Origin of the sequence: Luteimonas galliterrae (genome assembly GCF_023374055.1) — a bacterium.
Classification (GTDB): domain Bacteria; phylum Pseudomonadota; class Gammaproteobacteria; order Xanthomonadales; family Xanthomonadaceae; genus Luteimonas_C; species Luteimonas_C galliterrae.
Genome location: NZ_JAMBEP010000001.1, coordinates 1667099 through 1692668, shown reverse-complemented (window position 1 = coordinate 1692668; position 25570 = coordinate 1667099). Strand labels below are relative to the sequence as shown.

Below are 25570 nucleotides of genomic sequence, written 5' to 3'. Positions count from 1 at the left end.
AGGGCGCTTGGGGCACGAACCGCGGATAATAACAGCCCGTGCCGGCCGCCGTGCCCGCCGCCTGAACCGAAGCCTTCCGCATGCCTGCCGCCGATGCCGTCCCCAGTCAAGAAGCGATCTCGCCCCGCACCGCGCGCGTGCCCGAGGCCGCCGCCGGCCGCCGTTTCGATGCGGTGCTGGCCGAGCTCTTCCCCGAATTCTCGCGCTCTCGGCTGGCGGAGTGGATCAAGTCCGGCGATGCCCTGCTCGACGGCCGCACCCAGAAGCCGCGCGACCCGGTGCGCGGCGGCGAAACCGTCAGCCTGGCCGTGGTGCTCGACGCGCAGACCGACGCCGCGCCCGAAGACATCCCGCTGCAGGTGCTGTACGAAGACGCCGACGTGATCGTGATCGACAAGCCGGCCGGCCTGGTGGTGCACCCCGGCGCCGGCAATCCGACCGGCACCCTGGTCAACGCCCTGCTGCACCGAGACCCCGGCCTGGCCGCGCTGCCGCGCGCCGGCATCGTGCACCGGCTCGACAAGGACACTTCGGGCGCGATGGTGGTGGCGCGATCGCTGCCCGCGCACGCCGCCCTGGTCGCGCAGCTGTCGGCGCGCGACGTGCACCGGCAATACCTGGCCATCGTGGTCGGCGCGCTGGTGTCCGGCGGCACCGCCAACTTGCCGATCGACCGCCATCCGCGCGACCGGCTGAAGATGGGCGTGCGCGACGACGGCCGCGAAGCCGTCACCCACTACCGCCTGCGCGAACGCTTCCGTGCCCATACCGCGCTCGAATGCCGCCTGGAAACCGGGCGCACCCACCAGATCCGCGTACACATGGCGCACCTGAAGCATCCGATCGTCGGCGATCCGCTGTACGGCGGTCCATTGAAGCTGCCCAAGGGCGCGACGCCGGAACTGATCGACGCCTTGCGCGGCTTCAAGCGCCAGGCGCTGCACGCCGAGACGCTGGAATTCGCGCATCCTGTCAGCGGCCAGCCGGTGCGCGCCACCGCGCCGGTGCCGCAGGACATGCGCGATCTGTTGCGCGCGCTGCAGGACGACGCCAAGCAGGCGCAGGCGAAGAAATGAACGCCGCGCTGCCCGCCGACTGGCCGGCGCCGCCGGGCGTGGTCGCCTTCACCACGCTGCGCCATGGCGCGGGCGTGTCGCAGGCGCCGTTCGACGCGTTCAATCTGGGCGCGCGCTGCGGCGACGATGCCGGTGCGGTCGCGACGAATCGCGACCGCCTGATCGCCGAATTTTCGCTGCCGTCCGCGCCGCATTGGTTGGCCCAAGTGCACGGCACCCGCGCCGTCCGTTTCGCCGGGCGGAAGGACGACATGCAAGAACCCGAAGCCGATGCCGCCGTGACTTCCGCGCCGGCGACCGTGCTCGCCATCCTCACCGCCGATTGCCTGCCGGTGGTGTTCGCCGCCGCCGACGGCAGCGAGATCGCCGCTGCGCATGCCGGTTGGCGCGGATTGGCTGCCGGGGTGCTCGAAAATACGGTCGCCGCGTTGCAGGCGCCGGCGGACGGCATCGTCGCGTGGCTCGGTCCGGCCGCCGGTCCCGGAGCCTATGAAATCGGCGAGGAAGTCTTCGGCGCTTTCGTCTCCCGCGACCCGCAGGCGCGATCGGCCTTCGCCGCCACGCGCCCGGGCCATTGGCGCGTGGACCTGTATGCGCTGGCCCGGCAGCGTCTGCAGGCCGTCGGCGTGCGGCGCATCCATGGCGGCGGCCTGTGTACGATCTCCGACCCGCAACGCTTCTTTTCGCACCGCCGCGACCGGCGCACCGGCCGCATGGCGACGCTGGTGTACAGGAAACCATGAGCTCGACACTCTTCCAGAAACTGCTCGGAGCGCCGTTCTTCCGTCTGCCGACCGCGGTGCGCATGCTGCATTCGATTCGCGGACACGGTAAATACGCCGGGCGCGCCACCATCACGCGCGGCCGTAATCCGATCGCCCGGCTTTGCGCGACCATCGCCGGGCTCCCGCGTACCGCCGTCGACGTGCCGACGACGGTCGAATTCCACACCGACGCATCCGGCGAAATCTGGCAGCGCGATTTCGGCGGCTTCCGGATGCGTTCGCGATTGCGCGATTGCGGCGGGCAGTTGGGCGAACGCATGGGGCCGATGCAGTTCCGCTTCGCCTTGAACGTGCACGACGGCGCGATCTGGTGGCAGACCGTGGGCGTGCGCCTGTTCGGCCTGGTTCCGCTGCCCGCGTCGTGGTTCGCCGATGTGCGCTGCCGCGAGCGCGAGCACGAAGGCCGCTACGAATTCCTGGTGGAAGCGTCGATGCCGCTGATCGGCAGCCTGATCCGTTACGAAGGCTGGCTGGAGCCCGCCTGATCTCCGCTCTTGTAGGAGCGGCTTCAGCCGCGAGCTCTTTCCATCAGGTCGCGCGAACTGGCGGCAAAGAGCTCGCGGCTGAAGCCGCTCCCACAAAAAGGCGGTTTCCATCACCGCCTTCGCAAATCGGTTTCGATGGCGTAACCATCCAGCGCCTGCAGGAATTCGTCCAGGCCGAACATGTCCAGGCACGGTTTGGCGCCGCTGCCCGGCAATTCGCCGCGCGCCAGCTTGCGCGCCAATAGGATCGCGGCCGTGCAGGGCACCTGCGGGCCGTCGCCGTCGCGTGCGAGCAATGTCCAGCGCAAACGCAACGGCGTGCCGTCGAAGTCCACGCCACTCAGGCCGACATGCATCGCGCCGACATCGGAACCGTTCTCGATCCAGCGTTCGCTGATCGCCAGCAATCGCTCGGCCCATCCCTGCATGCCGGACACCAGCCGGGCACGCACCAGCCAGCTTCCCAGCCACAAGCCGAAATGCATCCTGCGCAGATCCAGGCCGGCGCGGAAGTCGCAGGTTTTCAGCGACGGATAGCGGCGCGGCAGCACCTCCAGATCGGGCACTTCGCAACGCGCCAACCAGCGCGCCCCCAATCCCGGGTAGACGACGCGCCGCAGCGATTGCCAGCCGTGCACGTCGCGCCATTCCCCCTTCACTAGCGCGGCATACGGTTGGCCGACATAACTCAGAATCGCGCGCGTCGTCGCCAAGCCGCGCGGCGTGCGGTTGCCCGGGCTGATGCCGGTCTGGACCGCATCGAGCCGCGAAAAGCGTTCGCGCAGGGATTCGACGACGGCCGCCGTCAGCCCCGGCACGCTGCTCGCGCCGCCGATCGCCCAGCGTTGCGTCGCGCGCGCCTTGGCGTCGAGCGCGTCGATGCCGGCGACGAAACCGCGGCCATCGGCGAGATCGACGTAATGCGAGCCGCAAGCCAACGCAGCTTCGGCGACCCGGTAGTCGCGTTCCTGGAACGGCCCGGCGGTATGGATCACCAATGCCGGCGCGAGCGCCCGCAGTTCCTGTTCGAAGGCGTCGCTCTCCACGTCCAGCCGCGCGGCGCGCATACGTTCGCGGCCGAGCGCGGTCTCGACGATGAAACGCTCCGCGCGCGCGGCATCGCGGCCGGCGACGATGATGTCCATGCCGGCGTCGGCCGCCAGGCTGCGGGCGATGCGGCCGCCGAAATGGCCGTAGCCGCCGAGTACGAGGATGCGCATGGCGCGATGTTAAACGCGCCGTCGCCTCAAGCGCGCGTGGCGGCGAGCGCGGACAGGAAATCCTTGCGCCAGGCGTGGATGTCGTAGCGGCCGACGCGTTCCATCATCTTGCGCCAGCGTTTCCTGCGTTCGGCCAGCGGCATCTCCAGCCCGGTCGCGATCGCATCGGCCACGCCGTCCAGATCGTAGGGATTGACCTGCAGCGCGCTGTCGAGCTCGCGCGCCGCGCCGGCGAAGCTGGACAGGATCAGCACGCCGGGATCGTCCGGATCCTGCGCGGCGACGAATTCCTTGGCCACCAGGTTCATGCCGTCGCGCAGCGGCGTGACCAGCGCGATCCGCGCCATCCGGTAGAAGCCGGTCAGCGTGGCGTGCGGGTAGTTGCGGTTGACGTAGCGCACCGGCGTCCAATCGGGTTCCGCATAGCCGCCGTTGATGTGGCCGGCCAGTTGTTCCAGCTCGCGTTTCAAGGCCCGGTATTCGCCGACGCCGCCGCGCGATACCGGTGCGATCTGCAGGAAGGTCAGCTTGCCGCGTTTCTCCGGATGGCGGTCGAGGAAGCGCGCGAACGCGCGGAAGCGTTCCGGTATGCCCTTGGAATAGTCGAGCCGGTCGACGCCGATCGCCAGAGAACGGCCGGCGAGGCTGGCCTGAAGGCGTTTGACGCCGGGCTTGCGCACCGCATCGGCGGCCAGTTCGGCGATGCGCGGCGTGTCGATGCCGATAGGAAACGCACCGGCGCGGAATTCGCGGCCGGCGCGGTCCAGCAACACGCCTTTGCGCACGACCTTGCCGCCCGCGTACAGCCGCAAATAATCCTGGAAGCGTTCGAGATCGCGCTCGGTCTGGAACCCGACCAGATCGTAGGCGGTCAGCGCGCCGAACGGGCGGTTGTGGCTGGGCAGCGCGGCGATCAGGTCCGCGGAAGGCAGCGGCACGTGCAGAAAGAAGCCGATCCGCGACTCGACGCCGCGCATGCGCAGTTCCTCGGCCAGCGGCAGCAGATGGTAGTCGTGCACCCAGACGATGTCGTCCGGTTTCAGCCGCTTGGCCAGCTTTTCGGCGAACAGCGCGTTGACGCGGCGGTAGGCGTCGTGCGTTTCGCGGTTGTAGTCGACCAGGTCCGGCCGGAAATGCAGCAGCGGCCACAGCGTGCGGTTGGCGAAGCCGTTGTAGTAGCCCTCGAAATCGTCGCGCGACAGGTCGACGGTGAGATAGCGGATGTCGCCTTCGCGTTGCTCGTGCAGCTCGCCCGAATTGCCGCGCACCGTGCGGCCGCTCCAGCCGAACCACAGCCCGCCGGTTTCCTGCAGCGCCGCTTTCAACGCGACCGCCAGGCCGCCGGCCTGTTCAGCGCCGGGCAGGGCGACGCGGTTGGAGACGACGACCAGCCGGCTCATGGGCGGCGCCTCGCTCTTCGTGGGAGCGGCTTCAGCCGCGAGCTTTTGCTTTGAATCACCTCGTTCTGCGAACAGCTCGCGGCTGAAGCCGCTCCCACAAGAGAAAAAGCCGTCGGATGCGATGTCAAGCCCATCATGCGGCGTCCTGCCAAGGCCGCGACAACCGCATCGCCGCGATGATCAAACCCACGTGCGAATACGTCTGCGGAAAATTCCCCCAGGCCTCGCCGTCGTCGAAGGCCAAGTCCTCGGACAGCAGGCCCAGCGGGTTGCGCCGCGCCAACAGCCGCTCGAACAGCGCGCGCGCCTCGTCCTTGCGGCCGATCGCGGCCAGCGCGTCGATGTACCAGAACGTGCAGATGGTGAAGCTGGTTTCCGGATCGCCGAAATCGTCCGGCGCGATATAGCGGAACAGCGCGTCGCCGCGCTTGAGGTCGCGGCCGATCGCCTCGACCGTGGCGATGAAGCGCGGATCGTCCGGTTTGACGAAGCCGATGTCGGCCAGCAACAGCAGGCTCGCGTCCAGGCGATGCCCGTCCAGCGATTCGACGAAGTGGCCGCGCTCGGCATCGTAAGCGTGCTCGATCACGCGCGCATGGATCGTGTCGGCGCGGCCGCGCCAGTAGCCGGCGCGTTCGCCCAGGCCCAACTGCACTGCGATCTTGGCCAGGCGGTCGCACGCGGCCCAGCACATCACGCTGGAGTACGTATGCACATGGGCGCGGCCGCGGAATTCCCACAAGCCCGCATCCGGCTGGTCGTGCAGCGCGAACGCACGCTCGCCCAGCGGTTCCAGGCGCTGGAAGGTGGCCAGGTCGCCGGGATTCTCCAGTCGCTGGTCGAAGAACAACTGCGCGGACGCCAGCACCACGCTGCCGTAAACGTCGTGCTGCTTCTGCACCCAGGCCAGATTGCCGCGCCGCACCGGCCCCATGCCGCGATAGCCGGCCAGGCTGTCGATTTCCTCTTCGGCGAGCGCGGTCTCGAAGCCGATGCCGTACAGCGGCTGCAGGCCGTCGTCGGAGGTGGCGATGTTGAACACGTAGCGCAGGTAGTCTTCCATGCTGCGCGTGGCGCCTAGCCGGTTGAGGGCGCGCACCACGAAGGCCGCGTCGCGCAGCCAGCAGTAGCGGTAGTCCCAATTGCGCGGCGTGTGCGGCGCCTCCGGTATCGAGGTGGTCATCGCGGCGACGATCGCGCCGGTTTCCTCGTACTGGCACAGCTTCAGCGTGATCGCGCTGCGGATCACCGCTTCCTGCCATTCCAGCGGGATCGACAGGTAACGCACCCAGTCGCGCCAGTAGCCGATGGTGCGTTCTTCGGCCTCGCGCGCGAAGCCGGATACCGATTGGGTGAGCGTCTCGTCCGGGCCGAGCACCAGATGCAGCTCGCGGTCGAGCGCGAACGGCAACTCGTCGCGCAGCATCCGCACCGGCACGTCGCTGGTCAGGCGCAAAGTGAAGCCGGGGACGAGGAAACGGATGTGGTTGCTGCCCCAGGTGGTCTCCGGCTGCGTCGCGCCGTAATCGGCCAGCGGGCGCAGGCGGATGCGGACGCGCGGATGGCCGACCAGCGCGCGCACCCGGCGGATCAGCATCACCGGCCGGTACAGGCGGCCGTTGCGGTGCCAGCGCGGCGCGAAATCGGTGATCTCCACGGCATTGCCATGGCTGTCGCGCAGGATCGTGCGCAAGATCGCGGTATTGGGCAGGTAGCGTTGTTCGGCATCGCTGAAATCTTCCAGCGCGACTTCGTAATAGCCGCCGTCGCGCTTGGGCGACAGCAGGTCGCAGAACGTCGGATCGCCGTCGAAGGCCGGCAGGCAGCCCCAGACCACGCGGCCCTTGCCGTCGAGCAGCGCGCCGAAGCTGCCGTTGCCGATCAGGCCCAGGTTGAGGCTGGCTTCGCTCATGTCGCGGCGTCTCCGGTTGCTGCGGCGAGCCATGCGCGCACGGCCGACGGGTTATCGAGATGGAAGCGCGCGGCGCTGGCCTCGCGCGCGCCGACCAGCACGCTGACGCCGCCGCGGGCGTTGACGATGTCGAAACCATGTTCGTCGGTGAGATCGTCGCCGGCGAACACCGGCAGGCGGCCGCGGAACGGCGCTTCGTCGAGGAAGGCCGCGATCGCGTCGCCCTTGTCGGCCCGCGCCGGGCGCAGTTCGACCACATGGTCGCCGTGCTGCAGACGATAGCCGGGCAGCGCCAGCAGCGCGGCCATCGCGAAGGCTTCGAAATCGGCGGCGGCCAGCGGTTCGGCGCGCCAGTGCAGGGCGATCGCCGGCGCCTTGTCTTCGACCAGCGTGCCGGGGTATTTATCGGCGAGCCGGCGCGCTTCATCGAGAATGCCGTCCAGCGCGGCGGGCGCGGCCGGCGGCGAAACGAGCAGATCGCCGTGGCGGCGTTCGAGTCCGTGCAATCCTGCGGCAGGCAGATGCAGCGGCGCGAACAACGTATCGAGGCTGGCGAGCGCCCGCCCGCTGACCAGCGCCAGCGCGCCGTCCAGGCGGCGCGACAGCGCGCCCAGCGCGACGGGCAGTGCGGGCGGCACGATCACGCCTTCGGGCGTGTCGGAGAAATCGAGCAGGCAGCCGTCCACATCCAGGAACAAGGCCCAGTCGTCTGCGGGCGCGGGTGGACGCTGCCGTAAGTTGGCGCTTTGGACAGGCATCGCCGCGTATTGTGGCTAACGCGGCGTTAGCATTAAGTTCACATCGCGATGCCGCTTTTGTGGGAGCGGCTTTGTGGGAGCGGCTTTAGCCGCGAGCTCTTGATCTTTTTATCGTCTCCACAAGAAAGAGGTTGCGGCTAAAGCGGCTCCCACAAAACGCTGGTTGGGCTAGTTGTTCGTAGCCGGCGTCGTCGACCACGGCAACTGCACGCCCGGCGGCAGTCCGTACCGCTGCACGTAATACCAGCCGCCCGCAGCCAACGCCGCTAGGATGATCAGCGACCATAGCAGCCAGCCGAAACCGCCGCGTTCGCGCCGCGGCGGCGGCCGGCGGAATTCGACATCGCGCAGCAAAGGCTCGTCGGAAAACACGGCTTCGGTGATGGCGGCGACATGCGGATCGATCGGCGCGGCGGATCCTTGCGGCTCGGTGCGTACGCCGTCGCGACGCAGGTTCGCGCTGGCGATGCGGTCGCCGGAATAGGGAGCGGACGCCGCATGGCCTAAAACCACTCCGGCATCGGTAACGGCTTCGCGGTCGTCGTCGGCGTCGACAGGCGCATCGGTGTGCGCCGTACGCGCATCGGTTGCTTTGACCGGGCCGGCACCGAACGCTTCCGGCAAGCGTCCGCCCGGCGTGAGTTCGCCGATCAACCGAGGCAGCACGCCGGCGATCGCCGCGGCCACCGTCGCGCGGCTGGCGCCGATGCGGTTGCCCCAATCACTGAGCAGGCCTTGTCCGAACACCATGCCCACGTCGCTGGCGGTGAGCGTGCGTTGGCGGCGCGCATCGCCGCCGAGCCAGGAAGCGAACAGGTCGCCATGGCCCTGTTGGCGGAAACTTTCGGCGAAACCGCCGAAGCCGCCGCGCCGGTCGTTGTAGATATAGCCCATCAGCAAGCCGAACAGATCGCGGCCGCGGTCTCCCAGGCCGTAGCGCTCGGACAGCTCGCTTACCAGGACATCGAACATGCGTTTTCCTCCAAGCGATCGCGCCGCGGATCGTCTGGATGCTAACGGCGTAGGCCGTCCGAAACCTTAACTCCGCATTATCGCGGCTTCACGCGCCACGTATGCCCGCCCTTGAAGAATGCCCTCCTGACTCCCAAATGAACGGCTTCGGCGCGCATGCGCCCTCTTCACATGTTGGAGCTGTCCGATGCGGATGGACAAACTCACCTCGCGTTTCCAGCAGGCGCTGGCCGATGCGCAGTCGCTGGCCGTCGGCCGCGACCACAACCTGATCGAACCGGCGCATTTGCTGGCGGCTTTGCTCGATCAGCAGGGCGGCAGCACGCGTCCTCTGCTGGCGCAGGCCGGCGTCAACGTGCCGCTGCTGCGCGAACGCTTGGGCGAAGCGCTCGAAAAATTGCCGAAAGTGTCGGGCCAGGCCGGCAGCGTTTCGCTGGGCAACGATCTGGGGCGCTTGCTCAACGTCGCCGACAAGCTGGCGCAGCAGCGCGGCGACGCCTACATCGCCAGCGAGTGGTTCGTGCTGGCCGCGCTGGACGACGGCGGCGATGCCGGCCGCGCATTGAAAGCCGCCGGCGCCGACAAGCAGAAGATCGAAGCCGCGATCGAAAAAATGCGGGGAGGCGAGAGCGTGCAGAGCGAGAACGCGGAAGATCAGCGCCAGGCGCTGGAGAAATACACCATCGACCTGACCGCGCGCGCCGAATCGGGCAAGCTCGATCCGGTGGTCGGCCGCGACGAGGAGATCCGCCGCACGATCCAGGTGCTGCAGCGGCGCACCAAGAACAACCCAGTGCTGATCGGCGAACCCGGCGTCGGCAAGACCGCGATCGTCGAAGGCCTGGCGCAGCGCATCGTCAACGGCGAAGTGCCCGAAGGCCTGCGCAGCAAGCGCGTGCTGTCGCTGGACATGGGCGCGCTGATCGCCGGCGCCAAATACCGCGGCGAATTCGAAGAACGATTGAAGGCGGTGCTCAACGATCTGGCCAAGAACGAGGGCCAGATCATCCTGTTCATCGACGAACTGCATACCATGGTGGGCGCAGGCAAGGCGGAAGGTTCGATGGACGCCGGCAACATGCTCAAGCCCGCGCTCGCCCGCGGCGAGCTGCACTGCATCGGCGCGACCACGCTGGACGAGTACCGCAAATACGTCGAAAAAGACGCCGCGCTCGAGCGTCGCTTCCAGAAGGTGTTCGTCGGCGAGCCGAGCGTGGAAGACACCATCGCCATACTGCGCGGCCTGAAAGAGCGCTACGCGGTGCATCACGGCGTGGAGATCACCGATCCGGCCATCGTCGCCGCGGCGACCCTGTCGCACCGCTACATCGCCGACCGCCAGCTGCCGGACAAGGCCATCGACCTGATGGACGAGGCGGCTTCGCGCATCCGCATGGAGATCGATTCCAAGCCCGAAGAGCTCGACCGCAAGGAACGCCGCCTGATCCAGCTCAAGATCCAGCGCGAAGCGCTCAAGAAAGAGAAGGACGCCGAAAGCAAAAAGCGCCTCGCCGATTTGGAAGACGAAATCGAAAAACTGCAGCGCGAATACAACGACCTGGAAGAAGTTTGGAAGGCGGAAAAGGCCACGCTGCAGGGCGCGACCAAGATCAAAGAGCAGATCGAAGCCGCGCGCCTGGAACTGGAGGCCGCGCAACGCCGCCAGGATTACGCGCGCATGAGCGAGATCCAGTACGGCCTGCTGCCGGAACTCGAAAAACAATTGAACGCCGCACAGGAGGCGGAAAACAAAGGCTTCAAGCTGCTGCAGGACCGCGTCACCGCCGAGGAAATCGCCGAGGTCGTGTCGCGCTGGACCGGCATCCCTGTGTCGAAGATGCTCGAGGGCGAGCGCGAAAAACTATTGAAGATGGAGGATGCGCTGCATGCGCGCGTGGTCGGCCAGGAGGAGGCGATCAAGGTCGTGTCCGACGCGGTGCGGCGTTCGCGCGCCGGCCTGAGCGATCCCAACCGTCCCAGCGGCTCGTTCCTGTTCCTGGGCCCGACCGGCGTCGGCAAGACCGAGCTGTGCAAGGCGCTGGCCGAGTTCCTGTTCGACAGCAGCGATGCGATGGTGCGCATCGACATGAGCGAATTCATGGAGAAGCACGCGGTGAGCCGCCTGGTCGGCGCGCCTCCTGGCTATGTCGGCTACGAGGAAGGCGGCTACCTGACCGAGGCGGTGCGGCGGCGTCCGTACAGCGTGATCCTGCTCGACGAAGTCGAGAAAGCGCACCCGGACGTGTTCAACATCCTGCTGCAGGTGCTCGACGACGGCCGCCTCACCGACGGCCAGGGCCGCACGGTGGATTTCCGCAATACCGTGATCGTGATGACGTCCAACCTCGGCTCGCAGATGATCCAGGAGCTGGCCGTCGACGATTCTCCGGAAAGCTACACCCAGATGAAAGCCGCGGTGATGGGCGTGGTGCAAGCGCATTTCCGCCCGGAGTTCATCAACCGGCTGGACGATATCGTCGTGTTCCACCCGCTGGACAAGGCGCAGATCAAGCAGATCGCCAAGATCCAGATGCGCGGACTGGAGAAGCGGCTGGCCGAGCGCGGCATCCGCCTGGAGATCGCCGACAAGGCGCTGGAGCTGCTGGGCAACGTCGGTTTCGATCCGGTGTATGGCGCGCGGCCGCTCAAGCGTGCGATCCAACAACAGCTGGAAAATCCGCTGGCGCAAAAAATATTGGCGGGCGAGTTCGGCAATGGCGACACGGTGCGGGTCGATGCCGAAAGCGGCCACCTGATCTTCGCGAAATGAGCTGTTCCCCCCTTTGAAAAAGGGGGGCAGGGGGGATTTGCTTTTAGCTTTTAGCGCGACACCTCATGACTGAGGTCAAAAGCAAATCCCCCCGTGTCCCCCTTTTTCAAAGGGGGAGACGGCAAAAGCAGCCTCTGCCTACGAAGCGTCGGTAGCCTGGGTGGCGCGCGTCGGCCGGTACGGCGGCGTCGCCATCACCATCTCCGCCAGCGAATACGCCAGCTCGCGTTCGGCCAGCACCGCGCCGTCGGCGCCGTGCTCCAGCAGATGCTTCACTTCGGCCTCGCTGTGCGCACGGGCCAGCAAGGTCAGCGCGGGGTTGATCGCGCGAAGCCGGGCCATCGTCTCGCCGGCTTCCAGCGCATGCGGTATCGCGAACACCACGATTTGCGCCCGCTCGGGCCGCGCTTCGAGCATCACCCGTTCCGAAGCGGCATTGCCGCGCACGCTGGGGAAGCCGGCGGCGCGCGCCTGCGCGACCAGATCGGCATCGTCTTCGACCACCACCACCGGCACGCGGCGCTCGCGCAACAATTTGGCCAGCTGGCTGCCGACGCGGCCGTAGCCGACCACGATGGCGTGATCGCCGATGCCGTCCGGGATCGCATGCATCCTGTCGTCGGCGGCCAACGCGTCCTGCGTGTCGCGCGCTTCGCGCTCGTCGTCCCTGGCCAGGCGGCGGTCGAGCAGGCCGAACAGGAAGGGATTCACCACGATCGACAGCAAGGCGCCGGCCAGGATCAGGTCATGGCCTTCCTGCGGCAGTATCTTCAACGAGAGGCCGAGGCCGGCGAGGATGAAGGAGAATTCTCCGATCTGCGCCAGGCTCGCGGAAATGGTCAATGCCGTCGAGTTGGACTTGCCGAAGGCGCGGACGATGGCCCATGCGGCGACGGACTTGCCGAAGACGATGATCAGGAACGTCGCCACGATCGCCAGCGGCTGCTCGACCACGATATGCGGATCGAACAGCATGCCGACCGAGACGAAGAACAGCACCGCGAACGCGTCGCGCATCGGCAGCGAATCCTGCGCCGCCTTATGGCTGAACTCGGATTCGTTGAGCAGCATGCCGGCGAAGAACGCGCCCAGCGCGAACGACACGCCGAACAGTTCGGCGGCGCCGAAGGCCACGCCCATCGCCACCGCCAGCACGCACAGCGTGAACAGTTCGCGCGAACCGGTGCCGGCGACGCGCTCCAATACCCACGGGATCACGCGACGGCCGACGATCAGCATCACCGCGACGAAAGCGCCGACCTTGGCCAGCGTCCACAGCAACGCCTTCCACACATTGCCCTCGCCGCCGCCTTCGCCGCCGAGCGAGCCGGCCAGGGCAGGCAGCAGCACCAGCGCCAGCACCATCGCCAGGTCTTCGACGATCAGCCAGCCGATCGCGATCCGTCCCTTGCCCGTTTCAAGCAGGCGCCGCTCCTCCAGCGCGCGCAGCAGCACCACCGTGCTCGCTACCGACAGCGCGAGGCCGAACATCAGGCCGGCGCCGTGCGACCAGCCGAGCCAAAGCGCTAGCGCCCAGCCCAATACGGTAGCGACCGCGATCTGGATGACGGCGCCGGGCAACGCGATCGCCTTCACCGCCATCAGGTCGCGCAGCGAGAAATGCAGGCCCACGCCGAACATCAGCAGGATCACGCCGATCTCGGCCAACTGCGGCGCCAGCGTCTGGTCGCCGACGAAGCCGGGCGTGAACGGCCCGGCCAGGATGCCGGCGACCAGATAGCCGACCAGCGGCGACAGCCGCAGGCGCTGCGCCAGCAGGCCCAGCACGAACGCCAGCACGAAGCCGACGCAGAGGATCGCGATCAGCGAGGTGTGATGCGGCATTGAGGCTCCGTCGATGTCCGAATGGCGATAGTGAACGCCATGCGCGATCGGCGCAAACCGATCAGGAGGCTGCGCTCAGCTTCGCTTCAAGCGCGGCGATGCGCGTTTCGAGCGCGTCGATGCGCTCCAGCAACGCCTGTTCGTCCGCAGCCGCGGCCGAAGGGCGCGCCGCGGCCGCGAGCTGCGCTTCGGACAAGGGACCGCAGAGCAGGTGCCCGTAGCGGTCTTCGCGCTGGCCGCTGCCGCGCGGCAGTTTCACCGCCATGGCCGGTTCGCGCGCGGCCAGCCGTTCCAGTGCGTGCTGCACGTCCTCGGCGCCTTCGAACTTCACCCAGCGTTCGCTGCGGCTCAACAGTTCGTGCAGCGTCTGCGGTCCGCGCAGCATCAGCAGCGCGAGCAATGCGGTCTGCTGGCGGGTCAGGCTGAGCACCGCTTCCATGCGGTGCGCGTAACGACCGGCGCGCGCCGAATGCTGGGATTTGACCAGGCCGCGCACTTCCATCTGCCGCAGGGCGTGCTCGATCTCGCCCGCATTCAAATGAGTGACCGGATCGCGCGAAGTCTTCTGGTTGCACGCCAGCACCAGGCTGTTGAGCGTCAAAGGATAAGCGTCGGGTGTGGTGGCTTCCTTCTCGACCAGGCTGCCCAGGATGCGCGCCTCGATGGGGCTGAGCAGGGCAGGGGGCGTAGCGGAAGCAAGGTCTGGCGAAGTATCCATAAGTGCGCAGATTATGCGCGCTGCGGCGGTTTCGCTATCGCCCGGCAGTAAAGGCCGCTAAACTGCGCCCGCCTGAGGTGACCGCGCGCGTCCTACGCCAGCGGTTGAAACGGGAATCCGGTGCGCCATGACGGCAATCCCGGAGCTGCCCCCGCAACGGTAGGCGAGCATCGGCCGCAAGGCCCTGGACCGGCAAACAGCCACTGTGCATCCGCATGGGAAGGCGCCGTTCCGAAGACGTCCGCGTCTTCGCTCGCGAGCCCGGAGACCGGCCTTCGGCAGACCAAACACGCGGTGGGCGATGTCGTGGAATCGTGCCTCCGCGGCACGACCCATGCGCTCCGCCGCCTGTCCTTCCCAACCATTCCGCGCGGGCAGGCGCGGCTCAGGAGCTCATCATGTCATTGCGTCACACCCATGCCGCGCGTGTTGCGTTGGCCATCGCCGTTTCGTTCGCCTGCGCTCAGGCGAGTGCGGAATCGGGACCCGAAGCGACCGTCACCGATCTCGACCAGATCGTCGTCACCGCCACGCGCACGCCGCAGTCGCTGGCCGATACGCTGGCTTCCACCACCGTGATCGACCGCGAACGCATCGATCGCCTGCAGCCGGCTTCGTTGCCGGAACTGCTGCGCGGCACGCCCGGCCTGACCTTCGCCAACAACGGCGGCAACGGCAAGATCACCACGATGTCGCTGCGCGGCGCCGGCGGTTCGCAGGTGCTGGTGCTGGTCGATGGCGTGCGCATCGGTTCGGCCAGCGCGGGTTTGGCCGCGTTCCAGGACATCCCGGTCGATCAGATCGAGCGCATCGAGATCGTGCGCGGACCGTTCTCCAGCCTTTACGGTTCCGAGGCGCTGGGCGGCGTCATCCAGATCTTCACCCGCCGCCCGGAAGGCGCGTTCGCGCCGCATGCCAGCGTCGCATTGGGCAGCTTCGACACCCGTCGCGCCAGCGCCGGCGTCGCCGGCAAGCAGGGCGACGGCTGGTATTCGATCAACGCCGCGCACGAGCGTACCGAGGGCATCGACGCTTGCCGCGGCAGCGGCACGCTGTTCGCGGGCTGCTTCACCGACGAGCCGGACAAGGACGGCTACGAGAACAATTCGCTATCGCTGCAAGGCGGCTACCGCTTCGGCGACGCTTGGGACGCCGAAGCACGCGTGTTCCGCGCCGAAGGCCAGAACGACTACGACGGCAGTTTCGCCAACCAGGCCGACGTGGTGCAGCAGGTCGCCGGCGCACGGCTGCGTTACGCGCCCAGCGAAAAGATCGCGGTGACCTTCAATGCAGGCCGCAGCGTCGACGAGAGCGACGACTTCAAGGACGGCGAGTTCAGCAGCCGCTTCGACACGCATCGCGATCTGGCTTCGTTGCAGGCCGACATCGGCGCGGGCACCGGCTTGGTCAGCTTCGGTTTCGACTGGCAACGAGATGCGGTCGACAGCGACGCGGAATTCGACGAAACCCAACGCATCAACCGCGGCGTGTTCGGCCAGTGGCAAGGCGACTTCGGCCGGCAAAGCTTCCAGGCCAGCCTGCGCCGCGACGACAACAGCCAGTTCGGCGGCGAGACCACCGGCAGCGCGCGTTACGGCTTCTCGTTCACCGAGGATCTGAAGCTGGTCGCGAGCTACGGCACCGCTTATCGCGCGCCTACTTTCAACGATCTGTACTTCCACGGATTCAGCAATCCGGATTTGTCGCCGGAAACCTCGCGCACTTTCGAACTGGGGCTGCGCGGAACGCACGCTACCGGCAACTGGTCGATAAGCGCCTACCAGACCCGCGCCGAAGACCTGATCACGTTCGACGCGGTGACCTTCCTGCCGGCCAACGTCGACCGCGCCTTCATCCGCGGCGCCGAGGCGACGCTGGATTTCGACATCGCCGGCTGGACCGTGCTCGGCACCGCCACTTGGCTGGACCCGCGCAACGACAGCGGGGGCTTCAACCGCGACAATTTCCTGCCGCGGCGCGCGCGCCAGAGCGGCCGCGTCGATGCGGACCGCAGCTTCGGCGCTTTCAGTTTCGGCGCCAGCGTCTATGCCGAAGGCGAACGCTACGACGATCTGGCCAACCGCACCCGCCTGCCCGGCTATTCGCTGGTCGACCTGCGCGTGGGCTATGCGCTGAGCAGCGACTGGTCGATCCAGTTGAACGCGGCCAACGTATTCGATCGCGAATACGAAACCGCCGCCTGGTTCAACCAGCCGGGTCGCAGCTATACGCTGAGCCTACGGTTCCAACCGCGTCAGTAAGACCGCGCCTCTAGAGCGACCCCTTCGGTCCCATTTTCAAAGGGGGTTCCGTCTGGATCGAACACGCGATGCTTTTGCTTGTCTCCCTCCTTTGAAAAAAGAGGGCCGGGGAGGATTTGCTTTTGCTTTTCGTAGGAGCGGCTTCAGCCGCGAGCTCTTGATCCCGGCAGAAGGAAAAGCTCGCGGTTGAAGCCGCTCCTACGAAGGACCAGATCAAAGCAAAACCCCCTTAGCCCTCATTTTTCAAAAGGGAAACGGCAGCGCCTTCTGGCGTGACTCTGGCCATTGGCCCGTTGCGGCGCGGTGTGCTTGACTGGAGCTCCCGCCCCACGAGCTCGTCGCATGGCCGCTCCCCGTCCGCAGTGGTTCCTCGTCGCCGGCCTGTCTCTGCTGGCATCGCTCACGGCTTGCCGCCGCGAAGACGTCGCGCAAGGCCAGACCCTGCGCGTGCAACTCGCCGATAGCGCTGCCCAGCCCGCATCCGGCCGCCTGCTGCTGTTCGCGATGCCCGCCGCCGAAGCGCGCGCCGCGGCCAAAGACGGCAAGGTCGTCTCGGTCGACACCAGCCCGTTCAAGCCCACCCAGGTCAGCGTGGCCGCAATGGAGGTGACGCAGCTGGCGCCGGGCGCGAGCGTAACGGTCGATACCGAATCGCTCGCGTTCCCCGCCGCTTTCTCCAAGCTCAAGCCTGGCGAATACGCGATGCAGGCCGTGCTCGACGTGAACCACGATTACAACTACGGCGGTCGCGGCCCGGGCGACTGGGTCAGCGACGTGACGATGGTGAAGCTCGGTGCCGGCGCGGCGGCGCCTATTTCCCTGGCGCGCGCCTTGCCCGGGACGAGCGGCCCCACCTGGGAATTGCCGGCCGATGCACCGAAGGAAGTGCAGGACGATGCGGCCGCGGCGCGCCCGCACGCCGAGCCGCTCGACTTTCCCAGCCCGGCGTTGACCGCGTTCTGGGGCCGGCCGGTGCACATCCGCGGCTGGGTATTGCCGCCGCCGGATTACGCGGCGCATCCCGGACAGCGTTATCCGACGGTCTATTACACCCATGGCTTCAGCGGCAAGCTCTCGCGCTTGATCGCCGATGTCGCGTCGATGGACGAGCGCATGCGCGACGGCCGCATGCCGCCGATGATCTGGGTGTTCCTGGACGAGTCCAGCGCCACCGGCACCCACGAATTCGCCGACTCGGTCAACAACGGACCGTGGGGCACGGCATTGACCACCGAACTGATTCCCGAACTCGAAAAGCGCTACCGCATGGATGCGCGACCGTCCGGGCGCTTCCTCACCGGCCACTCTTCCGGCGGTTGGGCGACGCTGTGGCTGCAGGTGGCTTATCCGAAAGTGTTTGGCGGCACCTGGTCGACATCGCCCGATCCCAGCGATTTCACCGATTTCACCGGTGCGGACCTTTACGCCAAGGATGCCAACGTCTACCGCAAACCCGACGGCAAGCCGCTGCCGCTGGTGCGCGACAAGGGCGAAGTGAAAGCGACGTTCGAAGAGTTTGCCAAGCTCGAGCGCGTGCTCGGTCCGTACGGCGGCCAGATGTCGTCGTTCGAATGGGTGTTTTCGCCGCGCGGCGAGGACGGGCGTCCGGTACCGCTGTTCGATCGCGATACCGGCCGCGTGGATCCGCAGGTGGCCGCCTATTGGCGCGAGCACTACGACATCGCGCATCGCCTGCGCACGCAATGGCCCGCGCTGAAGGCGGATCTGGACGGCAAGGTCCACGTGATCGTCGGCGACGCCGACACGTTCTATCTCGACGGCTCCGCGCGCAAGCTCAAGGCCACGCTGGAAACGCTGGGCGCGAAGACGGATGTGCGCTTTCTGCCGGGGCGCACCCATTTCGATCTTTATGCGGAAGGGGACGATCGCCGCGCCTTATCGAGCAAGATCGCTTGGGAGATGTATGCGATCGCGCGCCCGGATGCGCCTAAGCCGGCCAAGGAACAGGCGCCGACGGATGCGGTGCCGGTTAAGCGATAGGCCCCGCTTTTGTGGGAGCGGCTTCAGCCGCGAGCTCTTGATCGTGCTGCGCCCGCAGGGAAAAGCTCGCGGCTGAAGCCGCTCCCACGAAAAGGCGCGACCAGGTCGCTGGAGCGGCGGTAAAACAGGTAAAATCTGTATCCTTATGATTTCCTTCCGCAATTTCGCCCTGCGGCGCGGCGAACGCCTGCTCCTGTCCGATGTCGACCTGGCCCTGCACGCCGGTTGGCGCGTCGGCGTGGTCGGCCGCAACGGCACCGGCAAGTCCTCGCTGTTCGCGGCCATCCGCAACGAACTGGAGCCCGACCGCGGCGATCTGGACGTGCCCAACCGCGTGCGCATCGCCAGCATCGCGCAGGAAATGCCGTCGCTGCCCGACCCGGCGATCGACTTCGTGCTGTCCGGCGATGCCGAAGTGCACGCCGCATTGCAGGCCGAAGCCAATGCGTTCGCCGCGGAGGATTGGGAAGCCGTCGCCGAAGCGCACCATCGCCTGGAAGAAGTCGGCGGTTACGACGCTACCGCGCGCGCGGGCAAGCTGCTGCATGGCCTGGGCTTTTCCGCCGAGACGCATTCGCGCGCCGTGAGCACTTTCTCCGGCGGTTGGCGCGTGCGCCTGAACCTGGCGCGTGCGCTGATGACGCCCAGCGACCTGCTGCTGCTCGACGAGCCCACCAACCACCTCGATCTCGACGCGGTGCTGTGGCTCGAGCAGTGGCTGCTGAAGTACCCCGGCACGCTGCTGCTGATCAGCCACGACCGCGAATTCCTCGACAACGTCAGCACGCATACGCTGCACCTGCACGAACAGCGCGCCAAGCTCTACGTCGGCGACTACACGGCATTCGAACGCCAGCGCGCCGAGCAGTTGCGCCAGCAGCAGATCGCGTTCGAGAAGGAACAGGCCGAGCGCGCGCACCTGCAGAGCTTCATCGACCGCTTCAAGGCCAAGGCCAGCAAGGCCAAGCAGGCGCAGTCGCGGATGAAGCGCCTGGCCAAACTGGCCGGCACCGAGGCGGTGCGCGCCGAGCGCGAATTGCGGATCGAATTCCCCGAGCCTCTGAAGCTGCCGCATGCGCTTTTGCGCTTGAACCATGCCGATTGCGGTTATAAGCCCCTCTCCTTGCGGGAGAGGGGTTGGGGTGAGGGTTCGGAGGATCGGGGAACCTCGCCACACGCCGAACCCTCATCCGGCGCTACGCGCCACCCCGGATCAAGTCCGGGGCAGGCTCTTCTCCCGGAGGGAGAAGGGGAAGCGCGCGTCATCCTCCACAACGTCGGCTTCGGCCTGGAGGCCGGCGACCGCATCGGCCTGCTCGGCGCGAACGGCGCCGGCAAATCGACGCTAGTGAAAACACTGGTCGGCGAATTGCCGCCGCTGTCGGGCGAGCGTTATGCGCATCCGGATTTGCGGATCGGCTACTTCGCCCAGCACACGGTCGAATCGTTGAAGAAGGGCGCGTCGCCGATCGACCACCTGCGCGAGCTGTCGCCGAACGCATCCACGCAATCGTTCCGCGATTTCCTGGGCAAGTGGAATTTCCCCGGCGACCGCGCCTTCGAAAGCATCGACGGTTTTTCCGGCGGCGAACGCGCGCGCCTGGCGCTGGCGTTGATCGCCTGGCGCCAGCCGAACGTGCTGCTGCTCGACGAGCCCACGAACCACCTCGACCTGGACATGCGCGAGGCGCTGGCCGAAGCGCTCAGCGACTTCGACGGCGCGATCGTGCTGGTCTCGCACGACCGCCACCTGATCGGCCTGGTCAGCGATACGTTCTGGCGTGTGGCCAATGGCCGCGTCGAACCCTTCGACGGCGATCTGGACGAATACGCGGCATGGTTGCGCGCGCGGCCCGCAAGCGACATGGCCGCGGCGCCTGTGGCGCCCATCGCTGCGCCTGCGCCGATGCCGGCCGCCAAGCCCAAAGCCGGCAAGGTCAATCCGCACAAGCTGGCCAAGGCCGAAGCGCGCGTGGCCGAACTGGAAACCGAAATGGCGGGCATCGAAAGCGCGTTGGCCGATCCGATGCTGTACGCCGACGGCGGTGCCCGCGCAGCGCAACTGGGCAAGCGCCAGGGCGAACTGCACGACGCGCTGCAGGCCGCCGAAGCCGAGCTATTGCAACTGTACGAGGCCAGCGCGGCCTGAATCCCGCTTGGAATCGGCTCCGGCCGACCCCAAAATCATCCTGCGTCTCCAATTACTGGTTCCCGCTATGCCGATTTATGCCTTCCGTTGCGCCGAGTGCGGCCACGAATTCGACCGCTTGCAGAAGCTATCGGATCCCGATCCGGACACCTGCCCGAATTGCGGCGCGCATGCGGTCGGCCGCCAGGTGACGGCGCCTTCGTTCCGCTTGTCCGGCAGCGGCTGGTACGAGACCGACTTCAAGAAGGGCAGCGACAAGAAGCGCAACCTGGCCGAAGGCGGCGAAGGCGCCAGCAAGGCCGCCGCGCCGGCCGCTGCGGGCAAAGCCGAAGCGGCGCCGAAAGCCGACAGCAAACCGGCGGCCAAGCCCGCCGCCGACTCGGCCTGAGGCTTCAGTAGCGCGGCTGGATCTGCGGCTGCGCAAAGCGACCGCTGCAACCGCTGCTGACCCAGATGCTGCCGCGCGCGCTGTCGTAACCCCAGGTTTGGTTTTCGACGCAGGCGCTGCTGGAGAGCTGCCGCTGCAGGGCCGGGCGGCCGTAATCGCGATTCCAACCGCAGTTGGCCGGCCGCATGTTGCGGCTGGTGCAGGTGACGCTGTAGTTGGGATTGAGCGCTGCGCCGGGGGCGAATTCGCCGCGGCAGCCGCCGCTGACGAACACCTGCCCGCGCTGCGATTGCCAAGTGCGGCCTTCTTCGCAACCCGTCCCCGACAACTGCCGGACCAATCGTGAAGGGCCGGCCCATGGGGTGGCGCAGGTGCGCGGACGGTTGTTGACGCTCTCGCAGCGCACGGTGCCCTGCGGCGGGCCGATCGGTGCGGCCTCGAATTCGCCGCGGCAGCCGCCGCCGACATAGACCTGCCCGCGCTGCGACTGCCAGGTGCGGCCTTCCTCGCAACCGGTGCCCGACAGTTGCCGGACCAGGCGCGAAGGCCCGCTCCACGGCGTCGGGCAGGTCTGCGACCGGTTGTTGATGCTCTCGCAGCGGATCCGGTTGCCGTTGCCGTTGCCGGGGTAGGGCGGCTGCGGTCCGCCGCCGCCATAGCCCAGCGACTGCGAGATGTCCTGCTTGATCCGGCTGAAACCCCAGTTGGAGCGGTTGACCTGGTCCAGGTAGAAGCGCAACTGGTCGTCCGGGATGCGGCGCCCGCGCGATTGTTCTTCGTATTCCAGGCTGATCACGCGGACCTGGTCGTTGTAGTTGAGGGTGCGCAGGTTTTCCGGCGCGTAGGCGCGGGTCTGGGCTTGCGCGAAAACCGCAGCGGGCATCAGCAGCGACAGGCCCAGGGCCAGCGCGACGCACTTCAGAAGGCGCTTCATATCGTTTTCCCCAGCTGTGTGGACGGGCGTTCCGGGTACCAGGCGCGACAGCGAGCGCAGTAAGGCGCCGCAGCCGTTAAAATGACGTGTTTCCGGCCCAGGCCGGCCCCTTGTCCTCCGGCCGCGGCCGGGCGGATCGCAACTCCCGGAGCATCCATGCGTACCCACTTCTGCGGCCTCGTCGATGAGGCGCTGATCGGCCAGACCGTCACCCTGTGCGGCTGGGCCGATGTCGCCCGCAACCTGGGCGGATTGTGCTTCATCGATCTGCGCGACCACGAAGGCATCGTGCAGGTCGTGGCCGAGCCGACGACCGACGCGAATTTCGGCGCGGGCGAAGCCAATGCTGCGGTCGTCGCTGCGGCCGCACACGTCGGTTACGAGGATTGCCTGCGCGTCACCGGCGTCGTACGCAAGCGCCAGTCGGTCAACGACAAGATCAAGACCGGCCAGGTGGAAGTCGTCGCGACCAAGATCGAAGTGCTGAACAAGGCCGAGCCGCTGCCGTTCCACGCGCACGAAAACCCGGGCGAGGACATCCGCCTCAAATACCGTTACCTCGACCTGCGCACGCCGCAGATGCAGCGCATGATGCGCACCCGCATCAAGCTGGTGCAGGCGTTGCGCCGCTGGCTGGACGCGCGCGGTTTCCAGGACATCGAAACGCCGATCCTGACCAAGGCCACGCCCGAAGGCGCGCGCGACTTCCTGGTGCCCGCGCGCATGCATCCGGGCGAGTTCTACGCGTTGCCGCAGTCGCCGCAGCTGTTCAAGCAGATCCTGATGATGGCCGGCTTCGACCGCTACTACCAGATCGCGCGCTGCTTCCGCGACGAAGCGCTGCGCGCCGACCGCCAGCTCGAGTTCACCCAGCTCGACATGGAATTCGCCTGGGTCGACGAAGCCATCGTGCAGGACACCGTCGAAGTCCTCATCCGCGACGTGTTCCGCGAAGTGATGCAAGTCGAACTCGCCGAACCGTTCCCGCGCCTGACTTATGCCGAAGCGATGCGCCATTACGGCTCGGACAAGCCGGATTTGCGCATCGATCTGGTGCTGGTCGACGTGGCCGAGCTGGTCAAGGACAGCGAATTCAAGGTGTTCGCCGACTGGGCCAACCACGAGGACGGCCGCGTGGTCGCCCTGCGCGCGCCCGGCGGCGCCGCGCTGTCGCGCAAGCAGATCGACGATTACGCCGCGCACGCGGCGAAATTCGGCGCCAAGGGCCTGGCCTGGATGAAGATCGAGGACGCCGGCAAGGGCCGCGACGGCATCAATTCGCCGATCGCCAAGTTCCTGGACGACGCCGCGTTGGCCGCATTGGTCGAAAAGACCGGCGCGCGGACCGGCGATCTGCTGTTCTTCGGCGCGGCCACCTACAAGACCGCATCCGATTTCATGGGCGCGTTGCGCCTGAAACTCGGCAAGGACCTGGGCCTGGTCGCCGAAGGCTGGGCGCCGCTGTGGGTCACCGATTTCCCGATGTTCGAATGGGACGAGGAAGAGGGCCGCTACGTCGCGCTGCACCACCCGTTCACCGCGCCGGCGGTCGACGACGTGGCCGACCTGCGCGCCAACGCGAAGACGGCGGTGTCGCGCGGCTACGACATGGTGCTCAACGGCAACGAGATCGGCGGCGGTTCGATCCGCATCCACAATTCGGCGATGCAGTCGGCGGTGTTCGAACTGCTCGGCATCGGCGCGGAAGAGGCGGAAGCCAAGTTCGGCTTCCTGCTCGATGCGCTCAAGTACGGCGCGCCGCCGCACGGCGGCATCGCGTTCGGCATCGACCGCATCGCCGCGCTGATGGCCGGCACCGAGTCGATCCGCGACGTGATCGCCTTCCCCAAGACCACCACCGCGCAGTGCCTGATGACCGGCGCGCCGTCGCCGGTGCCGGACAAGCAGCTGGCCGAGGTGCACGTCGCGATCCGTCCCAAGCCGCAAGCCTGAAAAGCGCGGCGGCTTCCGCTGCCGCGCTCTTTCCGCGGCATGGGCTAGACTCGGGCGACCGATCCGGAGAGGAGCGCCGCCATGATGCGTTTTGCCGCCATCTCATCGTTGCTTGCCGTGGCTTTGACCTCCTGCTCGTCGGTGATGCCCGCCGACGGCGGGCCGCAGGTCGCCGGCGACGGCAGTTGTCATGCCGATCGCGTCGCTTGGGCCGTCGGCAAGCCCGGCGACGAGGACACGATAAAACGCGTCTGGAAGGAAAGCGGCGCCGGCTTGCTGCGCCCGATCGGGCCCGGCGAGGCGGTGACGCGCGATTTCCGCGCCGATCGCATCAATGTCTATTTGGATGCGAACAACATCGTCACCCAATTGAACTGCGGTTGAGCGGCCCTGCTCTTCGTCGGAGCGGCTTTAGTGGGAGCGGCTTTAGGCGCGAGCTCTTGCTTCAAGACATCGCGGCTCGAAAAGCTCGCGGCTAAAGCCGCTCCCACAAAAGCAGCATCGCCACATGCCCAACCCCGAACGCGTCATTCTGCTGCACGGCATCTGGATGGTCGGCGCCACCATGCAGTGGTTCGGCGCCCAGTTGAGAACGGCCGGTTTCCAGCCTGAAACCTTCGGCTACCACAGCGTGATCGGCGGGCCCGATGCGGCCGTGCCGCGGCTGGCCGAACAGATCCGCAGCGGCGGCCCGACCCATCTGGTCGCGCACAGCCTGGGCGGCCTGATCGCCTTGCAGGCCTTGGCCGCCGAGCCGGACCTGCCGGTTTCCCGCGTGGTCTGCCTGGGCGTGCCGGTGTGCGGCAGCGCGGCCGCCGACGGACTGTCGCACGTGCCGGTCGCCGGGCTGATGCTGGGTCGCAGCGCGCCGTTGCTGCAGCAGGGCTGCGCGGTATGGCCGGACCGGTTCCAGGTCGGCATGATCGCCGGCCGCCTGCCGCACGGGCTGGGGGCGCTGTTCGCGCATTTCGATGGGGAGCACGACGGCACCGTATCGGTCGAAGAAACGCGCAGCCCGGCCCTGGCCGACCACGTGCTGGTCGAAGCCGGCCACAGTGGCCTGCTGTTTTCGGCCGATGCGGCGCGGCATGCCGCCGAATTCCTCCGGAACGGGCGTTTCCAGCGTTGATCCCGGCCGCGGTCGCGTGCCGGCCGGCGCGGCCGATCGAGTAAAATCGCGGCTTAGCCAACGCAATCCGGTCGAAATTCATGGGTAGAGGTCCTTCCATCGAGGCCCGCAAGAACGCAGAGGACGCCCGCCGCGGCAAGATCTTCACCAAGATCATCCGCGAGATCTCCGTCGCCGCGCGCGCCGGCGGCGGCGATCCGGCCGGCAATCCGCGCCTGCGCAGCGCCATCGACAAGGGCTTGGGCGCCAACATGTCCAAGGACGTGATCGAGCGCGCCATCAAGAAGGCCACCGGCGAGCTGGAAGGCGTCGAATACGAGGAAATCCGCTACGAAGGCTATGCGCCCGGCGGCGTGGCGGTGATCGTCGACTGCCTCACCGACAACAAGGTGCGCACCGTGGCCGACGTGCGCCACGCGTTCGGCAAGTTCGGCGGCAATCTGGGCACCGACGGCTCGGTGGCCTTCATGTTCAAGAAGCTCGGCGTGCTGTCCTTCGCGGCTGGCGCAGACGAAGACACGATCACCGAGGCCGCGATCGAGGCCGGCGCCGACGATGTGGTCGTCTATCCGGAAGATGGCGCGATCGACGTGATCACCGCGCCCGACGCCTTCGAAACCGTCAAGGCGGCCATGGATGCCGCCGGCCTGAAGCCCGATATCGCCGAGGTGACGCTGCGTGCGGACAACGACATCGCCGTTTCCGGCGACACCGCGCAGCAGGTCGCCAAGCTGCTGGCCTGGCTGGAGGACATGGACGACGTGCAGAACGTCTACAGCAATGCCGAGCTCGGCGCCGACGCATACGCGTAGAC

At 67.3% G+C, this 25570-nt stretch carries 20 protein-coding genes and 1 riboswitch; of the genes, 12 read left to right on the top strand and 8 right to left on the bottom strand.

The window, feature by feature from the left end:
* Positions 1-80 precede the first annotated feature (80 nt).
* The 3 genes from rluD to M2650_RS07805 are packed head-to-tail and all read left to right on the top strand — an operon-like array spanning position 81 to position 2346.
* On the top strand, positions 81-1076 hold the full coding sequence (gene rluD, locus M2650_RS07815) for a 23S rRNA pseudouridine(1911/1915/1917) synthase RluD (RefSeq protein WP_249473100.1): 996 nt from the start codon (positions 81-83) through the stop codon (positions 1074-1076).
* Entirely contained in the window at positions 1073-1819 is a 747-nt protein-coding gene (gene pgeF, locus M2650_RS07810; protein WP_249473098.1) for a peptidoglycan editing factor PgeF, read from the top strand. The genes rluD and pgeF overlap by 4 nt, the downstream gene beginning before the upstream one ends.
* On the top strand, positions 1816-2346 hold the full coding sequence (locus M2650_RS07805; RefSeq protein WP_249473096.1) for a DUF4166 domain-containing protein: 531 nt from the start codon (positions 1816-1818) through the stop codon (positions 2344-2346). The genes pgeF and M2650_RS07805 overlap by 4 nt, the downstream gene beginning before the upstream one ends.
* Before the next feature lie 110 nt (positions 2347-2456).
* On the opposite strand, the gene M2650_RS07800 is transcribed toward M2650_RS07805, so the two are convergent.
* The 5 genes from M2650_RS07800 to M2650_RS07780 form a co-directional block, all read right to left on the bottom strand.
* Positions 2457-3566: a saccharopine dehydrogenase family protein gene (locus M2650_RS07800; RefSeq protein WP_249473094.1), complete on the bottom strand. Its 1110-nt coding sequence runs from the start codon at positions 3564-3566 to the stop codon at positions 2457-2459.
* A gap of 26 nt (positions 3567-3592) precedes the next feature.
* Entirely contained in the window at positions 3593-4966 is a 1374-nt protein-coding gene (otsA, locus tag M2650_RS07795) for an alpha,alpha-trehalose-phosphate synthase (UDP-forming) (protein ID WP_249473092.1), read from the bottom strand.
* A 133-nt stretch (positions 4967-5099) separates the two neighbouring features.
* The gene (locus M2650_RS07790) at positions 5100-6878 is read right to left on the bottom strand and encodes a glycoside hydrolase family 15 protein (protein ID WP_249473090.1); all 1779 of its coding nucleotides are present in this window, start codon (positions 6876-6878) and stop codon (positions 5100-5102) included.
* Positions 6875-7636, bottom strand: coding sequence for a trehalose-phosphatase (gene otsB, locus M2650_RS07785; protein WP_249473088.1), 762 nt, complete (start codon positions 7634-7636; stop codon positions 6875-6877). The genes M2650_RS07790 and otsB overlap by 4 nt, the downstream gene beginning before the upstream one ends.
* A gap of 168 nt (positions 7637-7804) precedes the next feature.
* On the bottom strand, positions 7805-8608 hold the full coding sequence (locus M2650_RS07780) for a YidB family protein (RefSeq protein WP_249473086.1): 804 nt from the start codon (positions 8606-8608) through the stop codon (positions 7805-7807).
* Between the two features lie 187 nt (positions 8609-8795).
* Here M2650_RS07780 and clpB point away from each other — a divergent pair, with 187 nt between their 5' ends.
* A complete protein-coding gene (gene clpB, locus M2650_RS07775) occupies positions 8796-11378 on the top strand; it encodes an ATP-dependent chaperone ClpB (protein ID WP_249473084.1) in 2583 nt (860 codons plus the stop codon).
* Positions 11379-11516: 138 nt separating this feature from the next.
* Here clpB and ybaL read toward each other — a convergent pair whose 3' ends face one another.
* Positions 11517-13223: a YbaL family putative K(+) efflux transporter gene (gene ybaL, locus M2650_RS07770; protein WP_249473082.1), complete on the bottom strand. Its 1707-nt coding sequence runs from the start codon at positions 13221-13223 to the stop codon at positions 11517-11519.
* A 61-nt stretch (positions 13224-13284) separates the two neighbouring features.
* Entirely contained in the window at positions 13285-13941 is a 657-nt protein-coding gene (locus tag M2650_RS07765) for a YceH family protein (RefSeq protein WP_249473080.1), read from the bottom strand.
* A 58-nt stretch (positions 13942-13999) separates the two neighbouring features.
* A riboswitch (cobalamin riboswitch) is annotated at positions 14000-14232 on the top strand.
* Between the two features lie 107 nt (positions 14233-14339).
* Here M2650_RS07765 and btuB point away from each other — a divergent pair.
* From btuB to M2650_RS07745, 4 genes are all read left to right on the top strand, one after another.
* On the top strand, positions 14340-16202 hold the full coding sequence (gene btuB, locus M2650_RS07760) for a TonB-dependent vitamin B12 receptor (RefSeq protein WP_249473078.1): 1863 nt from the start codon (positions 14340-14342) through the stop codon (positions 16200-16202).
* Positions 16203-16544: 342 nt separating this feature from the next.
* Positions 16545-18203, top strand: a complete 1659-nt coding sequence (locus tag M2650_RS07755; protein ID WP_249473076.1) for an alpha/beta hydrolase — start codon at positions 16545-16547, stop codon at positions 18201-18203.
* A 145-nt stretch (positions 18204-18348) separates the two neighbouring features.
* The gene (locus tag M2650_RS07750) at positions 18349-20352 is read left to right on the top strand and encodes an ABC-F family ATP-binding cassette domain-containing protein (RefSeq protein WP_249473074.1); all 2004 of its coding nucleotides are present in this window, start codon (positions 18349-18351) and stop codon (positions 20350-20352) included.
* A gap of 67 nt (positions 20353-20419) precedes the next feature.
* Positions 20420-20740: an FmdB family zinc ribbon protein gene (locus M2650_RS07745; protein WP_249473072.1), complete on the top strand. Its 321-nt coding sequence runs from the start codon at positions 20420-20422 to the stop codon at positions 20738-20740.
* A gap of 4 nt (positions 20741-20744) precedes the next feature.
* Here M2650_RS07745 and M2650_RS07740 read toward each other — a convergent pair whose 3' ends face one another.
* Entirely contained in the window at positions 20745-21674 is a 930-nt protein-coding gene (locus M2650_RS07740) for a DUF3011 domain-containing protein (RefSeq protein WP_249473070.1), read from the bottom strand.
* A 156-nt stretch (positions 21675-21830) separates the two neighbouring features.
* Between M2650_RS07740 and aspS the strand changes: the two genes are divergently transcribed.
* The 4 genes from aspS to M2650_RS07720 all read left to right on the top strand — a co-directional run bounded on the left by aspS (position 21831) and on the right by M2650_RS07720 (position 25568).
* On the top strand, positions 21831-23627 hold the full coding sequence (gene aspS / locus M2650_RS07735) for an aspartate--tRNA ligase (RefSeq protein WP_249473068.1): 1797 nt from the start codon (positions 21831-21833) through the stop codon (positions 23625-23627).
* A gap of 81 nt (positions 23628-23708) precedes the next feature.
* Positions 23709-24011 (top strand): I78 family peptidase inhibitor, encoded by a 303-nt coding sequence (locus tag M2650_RS07730; RefSeq protein ID WP_249473066.1) that lies wholly within the window; start codon positions 23709-23711, stop codon positions 24009-24011.
* A 124-nt stretch (positions 24012-24135) separates the two neighbouring features.
* Positions 24136-24756, top strand: a complete 621-nt coding sequence (locus M2650_RS07725; protein ID WP_249473064.1) for an alpha/beta fold hydrolase — start codon at positions 24136-24138, stop codon at positions 24754-24756.
* Positions 24757-24836: 80 nt separating this feature from the next.
* Positions 24837-25568, top strand: coding sequence for a YebC/PmpR family DNA-binding transcriptional regulator (locus M2650_RS07720; protein ID WP_249473061.1), 732 nt, complete (start codon positions 24837-24839; stop codon positions 25566-25568).
* Positions 25569-25570: the final 2 nt, after the last annotated feature.